The 15,142-nt window shown below is 69.0% G+C and carries 12 protein-coding genes; 4 read left to right on the forward strand and 8 right to left on the reverse strand.

Annotated elements, in window-relative coordinates:
- Positions 1 to 66 precede the first annotated feature (66 nt).
- From ABLI39_RS05015 to ABLI39_RS05030, 4 genes are all read left to right on the forward strand, one after another.
- Positions 67 to 1,440: an isochorismate synthase gene (locus ABLI39_RS05015; protein ID WP_349412329.1), complete on the forward strand. Its 1,374-nt coding sequence runs from the start codon at positions 67 to 69 to the stop codon at positions 1,438 to 1,440.
- A gap of 197 nt (positions 1,441 to 1,637) precedes the next feature.
- Positions 1,638 to 2,594 carry an ABC transporter substrate-binding protein gene (locus tag ABLI39_RS05020; RefSeq protein ID WP_349412330.1) on the forward strand — a complete coding sequence of 319 codons (957 nt, stop codon included), beginning with the start codon at positions 1,638 to 1,640 and terminating at the stop codon, positions 2,592 to 2,594.
- Positions 2,595 to 2,629: 35 nt separating this feature from the next.
- On the forward strand, positions 2,630 to 3,589 hold the full coding sequence (locus ABLI39_RS05025) for an amino acid ABC transporter permease (protein ID WP_349412331.1): 960 nt from the start codon (positions 2,630 to 2,632) through the stop codon (positions 3,587 to 3,589).
- Positions 3,586 to 4,362 carry an amino acid ABC transporter ATP-binding protein gene (locus ABLI39_RS05030; protein ID WP_349412332.1) on the forward strand — a complete coding sequence of 259 codons (777 nt, stop codon included), beginning with the start codon at positions 3,586 to 3,588 and terminating at the stop codon, positions 4,360 to 4,362. Before ABLI39_RS05025 ends, ABLI39_RS05030 begins: the two co-directional genes overlap by 4 nt.
- 87 nt (positions 4,363 to 4,449) lie before the next feature.
- Here ABLI39_RS05030 and ABLI39_RS05035 read toward each other — a convergent pair whose 3' ends face one another.
- From ABLI39_RS05035 to ABLI39_RS05065, 8 genes are all read right to left on the reverse strand, one after another.
- Entirely contained in the window at positions 4,450 to 4,980 is a 531-nt protein-coding gene (locus ABLI39_RS05035; RefSeq protein WP_349412333.1) for a cation efflux transmembrane domain-containing protein, read from the reverse strand.
- Positions 4,981 to 5,094: 114 nt separating this feature from the next.
- Positions 5,095 to 6,771, reverse strand: coding sequence for a 2-succinyl-5-enolpyruvyl-6-hydroxy-3-cyclohexene-1-carboxylic-acid synthase (gene menD / locus ABLI39_RS05040; RefSeq protein ID WP_349412467.1), 1,677 nt, complete (start codon positions 6,769 to 6,771; stop codon positions 5,095 to 5,097).
- 65 nt (positions 6,772 to 6,836) lie between these two features.
- Positions 6,837 to 8,624, reverse strand: coding sequence for an arginine--tRNA ligase (argS, locus tag ABLI39_RS05045; RefSeq protein WP_349412334.1), 1,788 nt, complete (start codon positions 8,622 to 8,624; stop codon positions 6,837 to 6,839).
- 170 nt (positions 8,625 to 8,794) lie between these two features.
- Positions 8,795 to 10,873: a PhoX family protein gene (locus ABLI39_RS05050; protein WP_349412335.1), complete on the reverse strand. Its 2,079-nt coding sequence runs from the start codon at positions 10,871 to 10,873 to the stop codon at positions 8,795 to 8,797.
- A gap of 271 nt (positions 10,874 to 11,144) precedes the next feature.
- Positions 11,145 to 11,978 (reverse strand): class E sortase, encoded by an 834-nt coding sequence (locus ABLI39_RS05055; protein ID WP_502935188.1) that lies wholly within the window; start codon positions 11,976 to 11,978, stop codon positions 11,145 to 11,147.
- Positions 11,951 to 12,481, reverse strand: coding sequence for a DUF6993 domain-containing protein (locus ABLI39_RS17395; protein ID WP_502935185.1), 531 nt, complete (start codon positions 12,479 to 12,481; stop codon positions 11,951 to 11,953). Before ABLI39_RS17395 ends, ABLI39_RS05055 begins: the two co-directional genes overlap by 28 nt.
- Complete coding sequence (locus ABLI39_RS05060) at positions 12,478 to 13,530, reverse strand: o-succinylbenzoate synthase (protein ID WP_349412337.1); 1,053 nt, start codon at positions 13,528 to 13,530, stop codon at positions 12,478 to 12,480. Before ABLI39_RS05060 ends, ABLI39_RS17395 begins: the two co-directional genes overlap by 4 nt.
- A gap of 198 nt (positions 13,531 to 13,728) precedes the next feature.
- Positions 13,729 to 15,105, reverse strand: coding sequence for a glycoside hydrolase family 32 protein (locus tag ABLI39_RS05065; protein WP_349412338.1), 1,377 nt, complete (start codon positions 15,103 to 15,105; stop codon positions 13,729 to 13,731).
- Between the last annotated feature and the right edge of the window lie 37 nt (positions 15,106 to 15,142).

Genomic DNA, 15,142 nt, shown 5'->3' on the forward strand with positions numbered 1-15,142 from the left:
CGACGCACCCCCTAACCACGGGCCCGGCCGGGGCGCGGCGTGCGGCGGGAGTAGTGTTGTCTCATCATGACGAGCGCCCTCCCTACCAGAATTATCAGGACACTGACAGTCCCCCTCGATGCAGATTCGTTCCCCGGGGGGCTGCCGTCGTTTCTGGTCCGTGATGACGTGCTGTGCTGGACCCGTCGCGAGGCCGGCCTGGTCGGCTTCGGCGAGGTCGCCCGCTTCACCGCCACCGGTCCGGAGCGCTTCCTCGAGGCGGACATCTGGTGGCGGCACCTGGTCCTGGAAGCGGAGATCAGCGACGCCGTCGACTGCCCGGGAACCGGCCCGGTGGCCTTTGGCTCCTTCGCCTTCTCCAAGGTGTCAGCGCACGAATCCCGGCTGATTGTGCCCGAAATCGTGGTGGGGCTGCGCGACGGCAAAGCCTGGCTCACCCAGCTCACCTTCGACGACGGCGAGCTCACCGCGGCCGGCGCCCGCGCCGCCCTGCGCCGGTGGCTGGACGCGGACGGCGACGGGCCGACGGCGGACCCGGCGACGGCGGAACAGTCGTCGCCGTCGGAGACGTCGCCGTCGGAGACCCCGTCGCGGGATGCGAAGCTCAGCACCGGATCCCTCACCGAGGCGGACTGGATGGCCGCCGTGGCCGAGGGCGTCGCGGAAATCCGCACCGGGGCACTGGAGAAACTGGTGCTGGCGCGCGACATTGTCGCCACCGTGCCCGACGGCGTGAACGCCGCCGAGATCCTGCGCCAGCTCGCCGTCCGCTACCGCGAATGCTGGACCTACGGCGTCGACGGCCTCGTGGGCTCCACCCCCGAAATGCTAATCCAGGTGGAAGGCCGCACCGCGCAGGCCCGTGTCCTCGCCGGGACCCTGGACCGCCGCGACGCCGAGGGCATGGCCGGCTCGCCGATGGAATTCGCCGAGCGGGTCCTGGCCGGCTCCGAGAAGCAGCGGCACGAGCACGACATCGCCATCGCGTCGCTCACCACCCAGCTGGCACCCTTCTCCGAGGCCATGAACGCCCACAGCGAGCCGTTCATCCTGGAACTGCCTAATGTCTGGCACCTGGCCTCCGACGTCAAGGCCGAACTGACCGAGGTCGAGGGCCACGTGCCCACCTGCCTGGCCCTGATCAACGCCCTGCACCCCACGGCCGCGGTCTGCGGCACCCCCACCACCGTGGCCGGGGCCCTGATCCGCAAACTCGAGCACCTGGACCGCGGCCCGTATGCCGGTCCGGTCGGCTGGCTCGACGCCGCGGGCAACGGCGAGTGGGGCATCGCACTGCGCGGCGCGGTCATCGAGTCCCCGGACACGGTCCGGCTCTACGCCGGCTGCGGCGTCGTCGAGGGATCCGTTCCCGAGGCGGAACTGGCCGAGACCTGGGCGAAGTTCCGGCCGATGCTGGAATCCCTCGGCATCAGCAGCTGACCGGGAAGTCCGGCCCCTCTGTGGCCGGCGAGGCGAATCCGTCATTACAGACATTGGCCACGCGGCACCCCTTGAAAACCGCCGGCATTTAGTTATCCAATAGTGAAACTAAGTTTTCTGTGACGCACATCTCTTGTTCGGCGATACACTATACACCGACTTAGTTTTCGCATCCCCTGCAACAAAAGGTAAGAAAAATGCAGATCTCCCGTTCGCTCCTGAGCAACTCCAAAGTCAAGGCCGCCGCCGTGCTCGCCGTCGGCGTCCTCGCGCTCTCGGCCTGCACCAACGCCTCCGAGACCGGTACGGGCGGCGCGGCGACGCCGTCGGGCAGCGCCGCCAAGGCCAGTTTCGACCCCACGACGGTCAAGAAGGACGATGCGCTGGCGGCCATGGTTCCGGCGGCCATCAAGTCCAAGGGCACCCTGACCATCGGCGCTGACACGAGCTACGCTCCGGCGGAGTTCCTCGGCAACGACGGCCAGACGGCGGTTGGTTACGACGTCGACATCGCGAAGGCGATCGGCGCCACCCTGGGGCTCAAAGTCCAGGTGCAGACCGCCGAGTTCACCGGGATCCTCCCCGCGCTGGGCCCGAAGTACGACCTTGGCATTTCCTCCTTCACCATCAACAAGGAGCGCCTCGGCGCCGTGAACATGGTCAGCTACTTCAATGCCGGCACCGCTTGGGCCGTGCAGAAGGGCAACCCGAAGAAGTTCTCCCTTGACGACGTCTGCGGCAAGTCGATTGGCGTCCAGACCGGCACCGTGCAGGAAGACCCGGATCTGTCGGACCGGAACAAGAAGTGCACGGCGGAAGGCAAGAAGCCGATCGATATCGTCACGCTCAAGAACCAGACCGATGTGACCACCCGGCTGGTCAACGGCAGCATCGACGCCATGGCTGCTGACTCCCCCATCATCGGCTACGCCCTGACCCAGACGAACGGGCAGCTGGAGAAGCTCGGCGACGTCTACGACGCCGCTCCGCAGGGCATCGCCGTTGCCAAGTCTGACACTGCGCTCGCCGACGTCATCCAGAAGACGATGACCAAGCTGATCCAGGACGGCTCCTACAAGAAGATCCTCGAGGGCTGGGGCAACGCTGAAGGTGCCATCACCAAGTCCGAGGTCAACCCGGCGGCCGCGTCTTGAGTCTTCCCGCCACCGACCACTCATCAGGGGTAGGGATGGAAAGTAAGCACAACCACGCAGCACCGGTCCTGAACAAGCCCGTGCCCGTGCGGCACCCGGGCCGCTGGATCAGCGCGATAATCATCCTCGGTTTCCTCGCCGTGTTCCTGCAGTCCCTGGTCACCAACCGCAACTTCCGGTGGGACATCGTCGGCACGTACATCCTGGACGTCAAAGTGGTCCAGGGTGTCGGCTGGACGCTGCTCCTGACGGTGGCCTCGATGGTACTGGCCATCATCCTCGCGATTCTGCTGGCTTTCATGAGGCAGTCCGACAACCCGGTCTTCCGCTGGTCCAGCTGGGTCTGGGTCTGGTTCTTCCGCGGCACTCCGGTCTACACGCAGCTGGTGTTCTGGGGCCTGATCTCCGTGCTCTATCCGAAGATCAGCGCCGGCGTCCCGTTTGGACCGGAGCTCCTCAGCGTAGACACCAGCACCATCGTGACGGCCACGGTTGCGGCGATCCTGGGTCTGGGCCTCAACGAATCGGCCTACCTTGCCGAGATCTTCCGCGCCGGCCTGAAATCGGTGGACCGCGGCCAGATGGAAGCAGCCGAAGCCCTGGGCATGGGCAAGACCAAGATCATGTGGCGGATCATCCTGCCGCAGGCCATGCGCGTGATCGTGCCGCCGACCGGCAACGAAACCATCGGCATGCTGAAGACCACCTCGTTGGTGCTCGCGGTCCCGTTCACCCTGGACCTGACCTTCGCCACCAACACGCTGGCCAACCGGACGTACCTGCCGGTGCCGCTGCTCATCGTGGCGGCCATCTGGTATCTCGTCATCACCAGCATTTTGATGGTCGGCCAGCACTTCATCGAGGCCTACTACGGCAAGGGCGTGGACAACCTGTCCCCTGCCGCGGTGAACCCCGCAGCCGCCAAGGCCGCAGGAGCCGGTGCTGACGCGCAGCGCTCGATGAAGACGGACTTCCCCGAGGAGAGTGCACGATGACGATCACCACTGAGAACCCGCTGGTCAAGATCGAAGGCCTCCACAAGTTCTACGGGCAGCATCACGTGCTGCGCGGCATCGACCTGACCGTCAACCAGGGCGAAGTGTCGGTGGTGATCGGCCCGTCCGGCTCCGGCAAGTCCACCATGCTGCGCTGCGTCAACCTTCTTGAAACCATCAGCGCCGGCCGGATTTCCGTCGGCGGTGAGTTGATCGGCTACCGCGAGGTCAACGGCCGCCTGCATGATCTGAAGACCAAGGAAATCGCGGCCCAGCGCCGCGAGATCGGCATGGTCTTCCAGCGCTTCAACCTGTTCCCGCACAAGACGGCGCTGCAGAACGTCATGGAGGCTCCGGTCCAGGTCAAGGGCCAGCCGAAGGACGCCGCCCGGAAGCGGGCACTGGAGTTGCTGGACCGGGTTGGACTCGCGGACCGGGCCGGCCACTACCCCTCGCAGCTGTCCGGCGGGCAGCAGCAGCGCGTGGCCATCGCCCGGGCCCTGGCCATGGACCCGGAACTGATGCTCTTCGATGAGCCGACGTCCGCCCTGGACCCGGAGCTTGTGGGCGACGTGCTGAACGTCATGAAGGATCTCGCCAAGTCCGGCATGACCATGATCGTGGTGACCCACGAGATCGGTTTCGCCCGGGAGGTCGGCGACCGCCTGACCTTCATGGACGGCGGCGTCGTGGTGGAATCCGGCGACCCGCGCGAGGTGCTCGCGAACCCGCAGCACGCCCGCACCAAGGAGTTCCTGAGCCGGGTGCTCTAGGGAGCAACTTTCTGCACCGATTTCGGACAGCCGCTACGTGGACCCACGTAGCGGCTGTCCGTTTTCGTAGCCCTTTCCGGCGGATGGTCAGTGTGCGTGACGGAAGATGGCAACAGCTTCGCGGATCGCATAGTAGACGATCACAAAGCCGGCCACCGGGTCGGCCCACCACCACCCGGCGAGGGCATCCAGGAGGATCCCGGCCAGCACGGCGGAGGCCAGAAGCCCATCGATAAAGGTCACCCTGCCCTCTGCGGTCAGGACGGGGTTGCCCAGGGCTCTGCCCGTACGCGCCTTCCCCGCGGCGAGGACAAACATGACCACAGCCGTCACCGCCGTCCAGATCATCCCGGCCGTGCTGGGCTGCGCACGGTGCCCGGCCCACAGCGCGACGCCGGACTGGATAGTGAGGTAGAGGGCCAGTGCCACGAACGCCCCGGCGATCAACGTCAGCGCTATACGCTGGCGCCGTTCCCCGGCCCCGGAGAGCTCCCAGATGACCACGGCGCTGGCGCCGATTTCGATCAGGCTGTCCAGGCCGAAGCCAGCCAACGCCACCGAGCCGGCCGCGATCGAGGCAACGGCCAGAACGACTACGCCAATGACGTTCCAGCCCAAGGTGATTCCTTCGAGGAGGAAACCACGCCGTCTCAAGCGGGCCTCGTCAGTACGCTTCGACGTTTCAGACAGCATCGATTCTCACTCTCCCGGGTATGCGGTGGTTGGTCCGGCCTAACGCCCGAGGACCCCCGCCACGGCGGCGGACACGGCCTCGCGGATTCGCCCGTGCAGTTCGCGGAGGCCGTGGCGGTCGGTCCGCACCTCGATGATGCTGCGGCCCTGCACGGGGTCCGCCAGCGCCGCGGCGAGCTCCGCCGTCGTGCTGACCGTGCGGTGGGCGACGCCGTACGCCGCCGCGAGGGCGGAGATGTCCACGGAGTGCGGGGTGCCGAAGAGGCGTTCGACGGCGGTGCCGTAGCGGCCGGACTGCTCGACGGCGCCGTGCTCCAGCAGCCCGAAGATGGCGCCGCCGGCGTCGTTGAGGACCACGATCCGCAGCGCCGGTTCGGTCTCGCCCGCTCCGAGCAGCAGCCCGCCGGCGTCGTGCAGGAAGGTCACGTCGCCAAGCAGCACCGTGGTTTCCTGCCGACCGCCGACGGCGATGCCGGTGGCCGTGGCGAGGGTGCCGTCGATCCCGGCCAGTCCGCGGTTGGCGAAGACGGTGGCCTGCGGTTCCGGGGCCGGGGTGCCGGACAAATCGACGTCGCGGATCCCGTTGGAGGAACCCAAGACCAACTGCCCGCGCGTGTGCTCCCAAACTAAGGCGCCCACGGCAGGGCCCGAGGCATCGGAAGAAGCGGCGGCCGACTCCGCGAGCACCAGGTCCAGGGCGTGCTGGGCGGCCGCCCCGGCCAGCAGCCAGGCATCGAGCCACGCCGCGCTGCCCCGGCCGGCAAAGTCAGCCAGGTCCGCAAGGGTCTCGAGCGGCAGTTCGGTGCGCCGGCCGGGCTCGTACCAGGCCACCGGAACGGGCTGGTAGAGGGCGGACGGCACGTCGGCGCGGGCGAGGAGGGCTGACACGGGCCGGGATAGCGTGGGCCGGCCGAACAGCACCACCCGTTCGATCGGCTGTCCGGACTCCGGGCCAAAGTGCTCCAACAGCAGCCGGTACGGTCCCACGGCGTTCGGGCCGAAGCGGGCGTTGGAGGAGGGTTCGGCGAGCAGCGGCAGGCCGTGGGCGCGGGCGAACGCCTCGGCGACCGGTCCGGCGTCGTGCCCGGCGAGAACCACGGTGCGCCGCTCGGGCAGTGCCGGGGAGGCGGCCGGGAAGTCCAGCGCCAGCGGGTGCCGCGCGGCCTGGTGGATCCGGCGGTCGGAGCCCTCGCCCAGGCTGTCGCGCGCGGCGGGGACCAGCGGGTCGCGGAAGGCGAGGTTCAGCTGCACCGGGCCGGGCGGGATGTCCTCGAAGGCGCCGGTGGCGGCGTTCAGCGCGGTCTCGACGGCCCGGAGCGGGTTCTCGCCCGCCGGCACGTCGGCGGCGAAGCGGACGTGCTCGCCGAACAGGTCCGGCTGCACGGTGGTCTGGTTGGCCCCGGTGCCGCGGAGTTCCTCGGGACGGTCGGCCGAGAGGACCACCAGGGGCACGGCGGCATGGTTGGCTTCCATCACGGCCGGCAGCAGGTTCCCGACGGCGGTGCCCGAGGTGGTCAGGACGGCGGCGGGGGCGCCGGTGGCCAGGGCCAGGCCCAGGGCGGTGAAGCCGGCGTCGCGTTCGTCGATCCGGACCAGCAGTTCGACCCGGCCCGCGGCGTCGGCCTCGGCCAGGGCGTAGGCCATCGGCGCGGAGCGGGACCCCGGTGCCACCACGACGTAACGCACCCCGGACCCGATCAGGGCGGCGACGGCCATCCGCGCTGCCTCCACCGAGGCCAGGGGACCGGCCCCTGAGGGGCCTGCCGCGGCCGCGTCCGGGCTCACATGTTCTCCGGCGTCTCGATGCCCAGCAGGTCCAGGCCGCTGGAGAGCCGGCGCAGCACGAGTCCACACAGGGCCAGCCGGGATTCCCGGACCGTGTCATCGGCCTTGAGCACGGGGCACTGGTCGTAGAAGGAGGTGAACAGCTGCGCGAGTTCGAACAGGTAGGCGCAGAGCCGGTGCGGTTCCAGCAGTTCGCCGACCTTTTGCAGCGTGGCGTCGTATTCGAGCAGGTGCAGGGCCAGCGCGCGTTCGGCGGGTTCGACGACGGCGATCGTCGCCGCCGGCACGGCCGCGCCGGCCCGAGCCCCGGCGGCGCCGGCCCCGCCGGCGGCGCCGGCCCCGCCGGCGGCGCCGAGGTGCTGCTCCAGCGCGCCGGCCTTGCGCAGGATGGAGCGGATCCGGGCGGCGGCGTACTGGACGTACGGGCCGGTGTTGCCGGTCAGCGCGAGCATCCGGTCGAAGTCGAAGACGTACTCGGTGTCGTGGCCGGTGGAGAGGTCCGCGTACTTGACCGCGCCGATGCCCACCTGGCGGGCGGTGACGGCGCGTTCCTCGTCGCTGAGCTCGGGCCTGCTGGCGTCGATGACGGCGCGGGCGCGGTCCACGGCCTCCTGCAGCAGCGCCATCAGCTTGACCGGGTTGCCGGCGCGGGACTTGAGGATCTTGCCGTCCTCGCCGAGCACGTTGCCGATCTGGACGTGGGTGGCCTCCACGATGTCCGGCAGCCAGCCGGCGTCGCGGGCGGTGGCCATCACCATGCGCAGGTGCACGTTCTGCGGGGCGCCCACCACGTAGAGCACGCGGTCGGCGGCCAGCTCCCGGATCCGGTACCGGATGGTGGCGAGGTCGGTGGTGCCGTAGCCGTAGCCGCCGTCGGACTTGCGGATGATCAGTGGCAGCGGGTCGCCGTCGCGGCCGGTAAAGCCGGCCGGGAAGGTGCAGAGCGCGCCCTCGCTGATCCGGGCGATGCCGCGCTCCTCAAGTTCCTGGCACAGCTGTGCCAGGTGCGCGTCGTAGGAGCTTTCGCCGGCTATGTGGTCGTCCGTGAGGCTGATGCCGAGCATCGCGTAGATCGCGTTGAAGTAGCGTTTGGACTGCGCCACGAGCCGCTGCCAGACGGCGAAGGTGTCCGCGTCCCCGCCCTGCAGCGCCACGACGCGCAGCCGGGCACGGGTGGCGAAGCCGTCGGGGTCGGAGGCGGAGGCATCGAACTTCGCCCGCGCGGCCTGGTAGAAGGCGCTCGGGTCATCAACCAGCAGGGCGGCCTCCGGCGAGTCCTCCCCCACCTCGAGCCAGTGCTCGATCAGCATGCCGAACGGTGTGCCCCAGTCGCCGATGTGGTTCTGCCGGATCACCGTGTGGCCCAGCGCCTCGAGCACGCGCACAATGCTGTCCCCGACGACGGTGGTGCGGAGGTGTCCGACGTGCATTTCCTTGGCCACGTTAGGGGAGGAATAGTCGACGACGACGCGGTGCACCGGCTCCGGCTGCCCGCCCGTCGGCTCAGGCGTGTTGAGCAGTTCCTCGATCCAGGTGCCGTCGAAGGTGAGGTTGATGAAGCCCGGCCCGGAGATCTCCACGAGGCTGCAGACGCCGTCGAGGTCCAGGGCATCCACGATCCTGGCGGCGGCGTCACGCGGCGCCAGCCCGACCTTCTTGGCCAGCGCCATGGCGGCGTTGATCTGGATGTCCGCGAACTGCGAGGGCCGGATCACCGGGTCGGTCTGGCGGAACTCCTCGCCGAAGGCATGGGCAATAGCTGCCTGGACTCTGGGGACAACCATTTCGGCCGGATTATTCACACTGTTCAAATTATCAGTTCCCCGCCGCCCCGGACGCTCCCTCACATCCGGCCCCCAAACAGCAAACGCTCCCCCACGTCCCGCTGATGGAATGCGAAACGTGACGGAGCGTCGGCCCGAAAGCTGCCAGACGTGAGGGAGCGTCGGGAGTGCTAGTCGTCGGTGCGGAAGACCTGGACTACGGACGGGCGGGGAATCCGGGCCTGGCCCGGCTTCGGCGCCGCGCCGGCGGGCACGTAGTCCGGGAACGCCGAGTGCTGGGCCGCGAACGAGCCCTCCTCGCCCGGGTGCTGCACGGCGACGAACACATGCCGTTCCTCGTCGTGGATGATCGGCCCGCAGGTCTCGGCGTCGCGCGGCACGGCAAGGAACTGCTCCACGCGGCCGCGCTCCGGCCCGTCGAGGGTGACCTTGAACAGGCCGTCCGCGTAACCGATGCTCGAGGGGGCGCCGTCGGTGGCGATCCACATGTTGCCGACCGAGTCGAAGGCCACGTTGTCCGGGCAGGAAATCGGCGAAACCTGGTCGGCCGGGAAGCCGGCGAAGTAGGCGGAGGTGTTCTTGGCCGGATCGCCGCAGACCATCAGCAGGTTCCAGTTGAACTTCGTGGAGGTCTGGTCCCCGGTTTCGGTGATTTCCACAATGTGGCCGTCACGGTTCAGCGTGCGCGGGTTGACCTCGGTGGCGCCCTCCTTGCCGGTCTTGCCGCGGTCCGAGTTGTTGGTGCAGACCACGTAGACCTTGCCGGTGTGCAGGCTCGGCTGGACGTCCTCGCAGCGGTCCATCTTGGTGGGGCCGACCTTGTCCGCGGCAACGCGGGTGTAGACCAGGATCTCCTCGACCGACATGCCGGGAACCATGGGCTTGCCTCCCACGACCAGCGGAAGCCATTCACCTGAACCGTCGAAGGCGCCGTCGGCGGGGAGCTTGCCCGAGCCGTCGATTTCGGCAGCCGGGGAGTCGCCGGTGAACTTGGCAACGTAGAGGTCGCCCTCGGAGAGCAGGGTCAGGTTGTGCTTGCGGTCGCCTTCGCGGTACTTGTCCTTGGAGACGAACTTGTAGAGGTAGTCGAAGCGCTCGTCGTCGCCCATGTAGGCAACTACGTGCCCGGAAGCGGCCACAATCACGTTGGCGCCCTCGTGCTTGAAGCGGCCCATCGCGGAGTGCTTCTTCGGCGTCGAGTTCGGGTCGAGGGGGTCCACCTCCACGATCCAGCCGAAGCGGTTGCTTTCGTTGGCGTAGCCCTCCTTGCGCGTATCGAAGCGCGGGTCATCGAGCTCCCACTGCCGGGCGGTCGGCTTGCTGGTGAGGCCGTAGCGCTTGTCCGTGGCGGACGTGCCGGCGGACACGAAGTAGCCGTTGAAGTTCTCCTCGCCGGAGAGGATGGTGCCCCAGGGGGTGGTGCCGCCGGAGCAGTTGCCCAGCGTGCCCTTAATGGTCCGCCCGGCAGGGTCGGCCACGGTGCTGACCAGCGCGGAGCCGGCGGCGGGGCCGGTCAGTTCGTAGCTGGTGTCGGTCAGGAAGCGCCGGTTCAGTTCCGCGCCCTTGACGTAGCTCCACGGCTGATTTTTGTTCTGGCGTTCCAGCTCGACGACGGTGAGCCCGTGGGCGGCGCGGCCGATGGCCCGCTTCTCCGCGGCGTCAAAGCCTGCCGGAACCATGATGTTCTCGTTCGTGTACTCGTGGTTCGTGAAGAGCACGGCCCGGCGGTTCTTGTCGTCCAGGGGCAGGATGTCCGTGTAGTCGTTGTTGTAGCCGAACTGGCGGGCCTGCGCTGCGGCGCTCTGGCGGTCGACGTCGAAGGCGGGCGAATCGTTGAAGAGCGGGTCTCCCCAGCGGATGATCGGCTGCCACGTGAACCCTGCCGGGACGGTGAACGCGTCGACGGCGGCGTCAACCGGCGCGATCGCGGTGAACGTCAGCTTGGACTTGCCAAAGCCGTCCTTGGCGGCGGCGGCCAGGCCCGGGCCGCCTGCGGTGGCCGGCTGCGCCGAGGTCACGGCGTTGCCAAAGACGACGGCGAGCGCGCCGGCGGCGCCGAAGCCGAGGGCGGAGCGGCGGGACATCGTGGCGGAGGCAATGTCGCGGAAGTAGTCGTTGGAGCTGCTGTTGCAGACCTCGCCCGAGCAGGCGTTGTCACACTTGAGCGCGCAGGTCACGGGGCTGCGCTTGCCCTTCGTGTGGCCCAGCATGGGCAGCAGGGAGAACTTGCGTCCGGTGGGGACAGACATGGGAGAGACCTTCCAAGGCAGGGGGTTGCGTCCCCGCCACCCTGTCAGCGCCGGACTACGCGGAGCGGTCCTGTCGGTGAAGTTCCGGTTAACTCAGGCTCGACTCTCAGTTCTGTCCGACAGTAGCCCCGGTCAGATTTGTAACATCAGCGATCCAAGGGAAAGCAAACTGAACCAACACCACCAGGGCCCCCGCAAGTAGCACCAGGGACAGTGCCACCCGGGCCCACAGGGGCCCGGGGAGGTGTCGAAAGATCCAACCGTACATGGCCTATCCCTTTCCCTGCAGCTCAGCGAGCTGCTTCGCAATGGCGGCCGGCGGCCCGGCACTGAGCGGCTGCCACGAATCAAAAACGGAGTAGGCGATGATGCGCTCCTGCGACCCGAAACGCGGGTTGCAGCTTGTCAAAGTCAGAATTCCCTGCTCCGGTTTTACGCCCGGTTCAGTCGGCACCGGCGCCAGCACATCGGTGCGGTCCGGCAAGACAATTTCCTGGTTGCGGAAGACATAGGTGTAGAACCCGTCGGCGGTCTGGACGTAGATGTTATCCCCGGGCACCAGCGTATGGATGGCATCGAGCACGGCGCCGTGGGTTTGACGGTGGCCGGCCAGCACAAAGTTCCCCACGGCCCCCGGCATCGCCGTTCCTCCGTAGTGGCCCAGGCCGAGTGTGTCCAGGACGTCCGGGCTGGTGCCCTCGATGATCGGGCGGCTGTAGTCGGCGCCGAGACGGGGAATATAGATCACCCCGATCGCCTTGCCGTGGGCGGGTGCCGTTCCGACCACCGGGATCTGGGACCCCGTACCTCCCGCGGCCGCTGCGCTTCCCGCAGAAGTCCCGGCGGTAGGGGTGGAGGGCACCGGATTTTCCTGGACGAATTGTTTCACCGCGGCACCCTGGGCGGCGTCGGCTTCAACGTTGGTCCACCACAATTCCCAGGCCACAAAGAGAAGCGCTATCACCCCCAGTGTGATGAGGAGTTCACCCACCACCTGCACGATCGGCAGCAGGGGGCGACGGGGGCCCGGTTTCGATCGCTTCCGGACTTCGGAACGACGGGTCAGCAGAGTCCCCACTACCCGTTGGCCTTGCCGATAAAACATCTTCCGCTCTTCAGAGCCGGCAATATACTGGCTTCCACGTTTCCGGAGCGGATCTGCGCCATCACGCACTGGCCGCCTCGCAACACGCCGACGTCCATTGCATCTACGGCCAGGCCAGTTGGAGTGCGCGGGGCGGAAACCTCTACCGTGGCGGGGGCAAAGCCGGCATCGGCCAGACTGGTCCGGATCTGCTCCCGGCTCGGTTGCGGGGCCGACCCGACCAGTGTCCGTAAGGCTGCCTGCACGGTGGCCCTGATGTCTGGGGCTGAAGCAGCCGCGGACGCCGTGCTTCCGGTGCCCGAAATGTCCTGTGCTGGGCCTGACGCCGACGATGACGCCGGCACTTCCGGCTTTGCGGCCTCGCTCGAGGCGGCGGGGGACGCCGGTGCACCGGGAACCGAACATCCGGCAATGCTCATCATGATCAACAGACCGGTGCCGCCCATTCCTCCCCACCAACGGCCACCCCTCTTGGGGAGCCATACGGGGCCGCGGGAAGTCATGGCTTCATCTTCCCATACCGGATCTGCCCTGCTGCCATGAGGGCGTAAACCCGCCGGAGCCGGTCCAGCCACCAGTCCCTGCGTTCCGGCGGGGCCGCGTACTCGGCCAGCAGCCCGGCATCGACCGCGACGTCCCGGAGCCGGATGGCGCCGTCGTCGGGGACCAAGGAATCCCGGCTGACGTCGGCGGCGAGCAGCGACACCGTGCCCAGCCCGCAGGCATAGGGCAGCTCGGGCAGGGCAGCGGCGAGCGCCAGCCCGGCGCGGATCCCCACGGAGGTGTCCAGGGCGGAACTGACGACGGCGGGCAGCCCGGCCTGCGCCACGATGTCCAGGGCCCGCCGCACGCCGCCCAGGGGCGCCACCTTCACCACAATCAGGTCCGCGGCGCCGGCCCGCGCCACCTTCAGGGGATCGTCCTCCTTGCGGACGCTCTCATCCGCGGCAATCAGCACCGGTACGCCGGCGGCCCGAAGCCGGCGGCGCACCTCGGCGAGGCCTGCGATGTCCGGCACCGGCTGTTCGGCATATTCGAGCCCGACGGCGGCCAGCCGGGTCAGCGCCTCGACGGCGGCCGGCACGTCCCAGCCGCCGTTGGCGTCGACCCGGATCGCGGCGTCCGGCAGCGCGGCACGGACGGCGGCTACCCGGGCGGCGTCGTCCTCGAGCGTCTGGCCCGGCTCGGCAACCTTGACCTTGACCGCGTCCACCCGGCCGAAGCGCGCCAGGATCTCCGGCACGCGCTCCGCGGCAACCGCGGGGACTGTGGCGTTGACCGGGATGCTGGTCCGCCGGGGTTCGGGGAAGCCCTGCCAGCCGGCCTCGATCGCGGCGGCCAGCCAGCCGGAGGCTTCGGCGTCGCCGTATTCGGGGAAGGGGCAGAACTCGCCCCAGCCGAGCGGGCCCGGCAGCAGCAGAGCCTCGCGCTGGGTGATGCCGCGGAACTTCACCCGCATCGGCAGGCTAACCACCCGGGCCACGTCCAGGAGTTCGTCCACGCCCCCGGGGTTCAGGCCGGGAGCGGGAGGGGTGTCGGCACTGGAGGGCATGGATGTACTCTACCGGCGCCGGGGTGGGGCCTTGGGCGGGCCGACGTCGACTGGGGGTGAGCTCCTGGTTTAGGTCACTCGTCTGCATCGGCCCCGCCCAAGGAGCTTCCGGCGGGAACAGCCACACCGGTCCTGCGAGTTTAGGGACGCCGCCCCGGGCCGGACACGAGTAGCGGCTACTTGTCTTGGGCGGCAGCGCTACGTGGTCGCTGGCTGCCGCAGCTCCCAGACATCGGCTGCGGCGCCGTGCGGCAGTTCCAGTCGCCACTGTTCACCGGGCGCCGGGTAGGCGCGCAGCGTCGCCGGCACCGAGCCGTGGCGGTAGACCTCCACAATCGAGCCGTCCACGAAGATCCTCAGCTCGTCGCCGCCGGCCACGGTGTCCGCGAAGACCGGGCGGGACTGCGCCGCGGAAGCCAGGACGAGCCGGATCCTGCCCTCCCCGCCGGTGACCACGGCTTCGGCTGCACCTCCCGGCAGGCGCAGTGTTCCGGCGGCGCCCTTGGCGCGCAGCGCGCCCCGGTACCCGCGCAGCTCCGGCGCCGGCTCAACGGCGAGGGTGCCGCCGTGCACGGCCAGCTGCCGGGGGAAGGTCAGCAGCCCTGCCCAGCCGGCGGCGTCCGTTTGCTCCTGCCCGCGACCGGCGCGCCCGTCCAGCCCCGATACCTCGTTGGACCAGCCCCACAGCAGGGCGCGGTCCGGCAGGGACAGGATTTGTGGCGCATAGAAGTCGGGCCCCAGGTCCGCCTTGCCGCCTTTCGCCGGGGTGAAGACCGGCAGCCCGGTGACGGGGTCCTCGGCGAGGGCCCCCAGCAGGTAGCCCACACCGTTGGAGTGGTGGTGGTAGTCCGAGGAGAGCCAGAGGGAGACCATCAGCAGCCAGGTTTCCGCCCCGGAGGAGTCCGGAACACGGACCAGCTGCGGGCATTCCCAGATCTCCGCCGGAAGGTGCCGGGCCGCCAGGGCATCCTCGGTGCTGAACCAGATGCCTTCGTAGCGCCAGTCGTCCAGCTTGTCGGCGCGGTAGAGCAGCACGGCCGCGTGACCTGACGCCAGGCCAGCGCCCTGGAGGGCGTAGCGCCGGCCGTGGAAGGTGAAGAGATAGGGGTCGCGCACCGCCGTGACGTGGGGGTCCGCGGGTACAGGCGCGGCCACCTGCCCTTCCTGCCGCCACTGCGTCAGTCCTTGGGATCCCCGGGCCAGGACCACCTGGGAGTGCCCGCCCGCGGTGCTGACGCCCGAGGACGCCGCGGTGGGCACGCCGCCGTCGTCTGTCACGACGCCGGTCCAGCAGCCCAGCGCGTCCGGACCGCCGGGCTGGGGCCGGAGCGCCACGGGGTGTTCTTCCCAGCGGAGCAGGTCCGGGGAGCTCAGGTGGCCCCAGCAGATCCGGTCGTGCCGCGCCGAGTCCGGGTTGTACTGGAAGAACACGTGGTACCTGCCGCCGAGGTAGCACAGGCCGTTGGGATCGTTGATCCAGCCCTGCGCCGGCCGAGGATGGAAGCGGGGGAAGGCGGGGTCCGGGTGCTGTGCCGCTGCGGCGGCCGCGTCGGTGCCGCGTTCCAGGTTGCTCATGGGACGACTCTGGTCCGGTTCGCGCCGCCGGTCAATC

Source organism: Pseudarthrobacter sp. B907 (assembly GCF_040137805.1).
Lineage (GTDB): Bacteria > Actinomycetota > Actinomycetes > Actinomycetales > Micrococcaceae > Arthrobacter.